This is a genomic window from Collinsella aerofaciens, from assembly GCF_028209395.1.
GTDB lineage: Bacteria > Actinomycetota > Coriobacteriia > Coriobacteriales > Coriobacteriaceae > Collinsella > Collinsella aerofaciens_AZ.
The window spans coordinates 1-2,368 of the sequence record NZ_JAQLDQ010000012.1 but is presented as its reverse complement, the minus strand read 5'-3'; the positions used below and the strand labels follow the sequence as shown (position 1 = coordinate 2,368).

The following is a 2,368-nucleotide window of genomic DNA, read 5'->3' as shown; positions in this document are numbered from 1 at the left end:
ACGACGTGCGCCGCATAGCCGCCGAGCAGGGCTTTACCAACGCCCAGAAGGCCGAAAGCGAGGACATCTGCTTTATTCCAGACGGTAACTACGCGGGCTATATCGAGCGCCGCTGCGGACATCCCGCTGCACCGGGCGACATTGTGTGGCGCGACGGCAGCGTGGTCGGGCGCCACAACGGCGCGCTGCGCTACACCATCGGCCAGCGCAAAGGCCTGGGCGTCGCGATGGCGCATCCTGTGTATGTGACGGGCGTCGACGCCGCTAACAACACCGTGCATCTGGGCGAGGCCGAGGACCTGACGGCCACGGCGCTCACGGCCAACGACTGGATCTGGAGCGCCCCTGCCGACCGCATGGAGGCCGAGCTGGATGCCGGCGGCATCCGCGTGGGCGCCAAGTACCGCTACCGACAGAAAGACCAGGCAGCGATCCTTACGTGCGGCGAAGACGGGCAAATGTTGCTGACCTTTGACGAGCCGCAGCGCGCCATCGCCCCCGGCCAAGCCGTTGTAGTCTATCGCGGCGACATCGTCCTGGGCGGCGGCACCGTGACCGGCGCCATCAAATAGCCCCATCCCCTTCATAAGTTGCGGTGAAATAGGGACTGTTTAAGCGTTTAAAACCGCCAAACAGTCCCTATTTCACCGCAAGTTAGAGAGGACAGCCTCGGTCGGTACTGCCGTGTCAGCCGAGGCCGCTGCATCGTTAGCGCTGGACGTAGGCGCGAACCAGCTCGAAAGTGTTGCGCACACCGTCGATGTGGCTGCGCTCGTAGTTGTGGCTCGCGTACACGCCGGGGCCGATCAGACCATGGCGAATGTCGTAGCCGGCCGAGAGCGTGGCCTCGACGTCGGAGCCGTAGTGCGGGTACACATCGATGGCGTAATCGAGCTCCAGCTCGCGCGCGATGTTGGACAGCGTGGTTACCAGGTCGTAGTTGTACGGACCGCCCGAATCCTTGGCGCAAATCGAAACCATGCGCTCGGTGCAGCCCAGGTCGTCACCCACGCAGCCCATGTCCACGCTGATCATCTCACGCGTGTCGGCCGGCACAAAGGCACCGCCGTGGCCGACCTCCTCGTACACGGTAAAGAGCAGCGACACCTTGCGCGAAAGCGACACCTCGCCGTCAGCAACGGAACGGGCCAGACCCAGCAGAATCGACGCCGACAGCTTGTCATCCAGGAAGCGGCTCTTGATGTAGCCGCTCTCCGTCACCGTGGTACGCGGATCCATAGCGATGATGTCGCCCGTCTGAATACCCAGCTCGAGCACATCGTCCTTGCTGTCAACGTTCTCGTCGAGCAGGATTTCCATGTTCTTCTCGATGGTCTTGACCGGCTCATCGGCCACATGCGCCGAAGGCTCGGTATTGAGGACCACACCCGTAAAGACTTTGCCATCGCGCGTGTAAACGGTGCAGTTCTCGCCATCGGCCGTAGACCACTGATGCCCGCCGAGCGTCGTGGGACGCAAGCGACCATTGTCCTTGATGGAACGCACCATGGCGCCCAGGGTATCGACATGGCTCGCCAGTACGAGCGGCCCACCCTCGCCACCAAGCTCAACCAACACGTTGCCCTTATTGGAACGCTCGGGCCCAAACCCCATATCGCGCAGGGTCTCCATCAGATAATCAGTCGCCGCACGGGTATAGCCCGTAGGCGAAGCAATCGAGGTAAGCGCCTTCAACTGGTCAGTAATATAGGAGAGCGTCTCCTCTAGAGAAGCATCAACATTAGAAGCCATATGCATCCTTCCAAGTAAAACTAAGACCGAGTCCCGATTTTAACCGTTCTGCACGTGCAATGCCCCAGGAGCCGAGCCGACTCCAGACGTCCCCACACCGGTTTTATGCACGCGCACGGTTTACAATCCAAATCTTGCATAGAAATATCGATATATGCATAAATATGAGGTATCAATTTCTCTCATCCTAGGGTACCCCACCTTGGACCGTGCAAAAAACGGAGTATTCAGCACCGTGGGCCCCAACGGCCCCATCACAAACGACATAACGATGTGGTTGCAGCAGTGTTGCAGGCCGGCGCAAACCAAAAACGCGGCGACAGCCATCTCCGCCCATCGATAGCCCGCCCACAAGTGCTGTCGATGGGCGCCGCGGGCCACTACGACCCATTCACAACGTTATGCATTTTTCAGAGCTTGCTGAATACTCCCAAAAATGCACGCTGGGAAGTGCACCACCTATCCGCAGCGGGCAGCATGCCTTGGTTTTGCCCATATCGGGGCATCGGCGCGGCACAAAAAGCCCCCGCCGCACGAAGTTGAACTGCCTCCCATTTCTTGGACATGAGAAATGGGAGGCTTTCTTTATGCGCGTTGATTTGAGAGTGAAGCATGA

At 59.7% G+C, this 2,368-nt stretch carries 3 protein-coding genes; 1 reads left to right on the top strand and 2 read right to left on the bottom strand.

Translation table 11 applies throughout. The features are described 5' to 3' along the window. Nucleotides 1-572, top strand: a 572-nt coding sequence (locus PMW67_RS05975) for an aminomethyltransferase beta-barrel domain-containing protein (RefSeq protein ID WP_334204045.1), incomplete at its 5' end; no start/stop codon positions are given. Nucleotides 573-708: 136 nt separating this feature from the next. Here PMW67_RS05975 and PMW67_RS05970 read toward each other — a convergent pair. Together PMW67_RS05970 and PMW67_RS05965 are read right to left on the bottom strand one after the other, a co-directional pair. Then, nucleotides 709-1,752: a M42 family metallopeptidase gene (locus PMW67_RS05970; RefSeq protein ID WP_124786045.1), complete on the bottom strand. Its 1,044-nt coding sequence runs from the start codon at nucleotides 1,750-1,752 to the stop codon at nucleotides 709-711. A gap of 410 nt (nucleotides 1,753-2,162) precedes the next feature. After that, nucleotides 2,163-2,368: hypothetical protein (locus PMW67_RS05965; protein ID WP_271739080.1), on the bottom strand; the 206-nt coding region annotated here is incomplete at its 5' end.

What these genes read in the sequence shown, in the direction of transcription:
- PMW67_RS05970 (WP_124786045.1), bottom strand. Translation starts at nt 1,752, where the DNA reads ATGGCTTCTAATGTTGATGCTTCTCTAGAGGAGACGCTCTCCTATATT.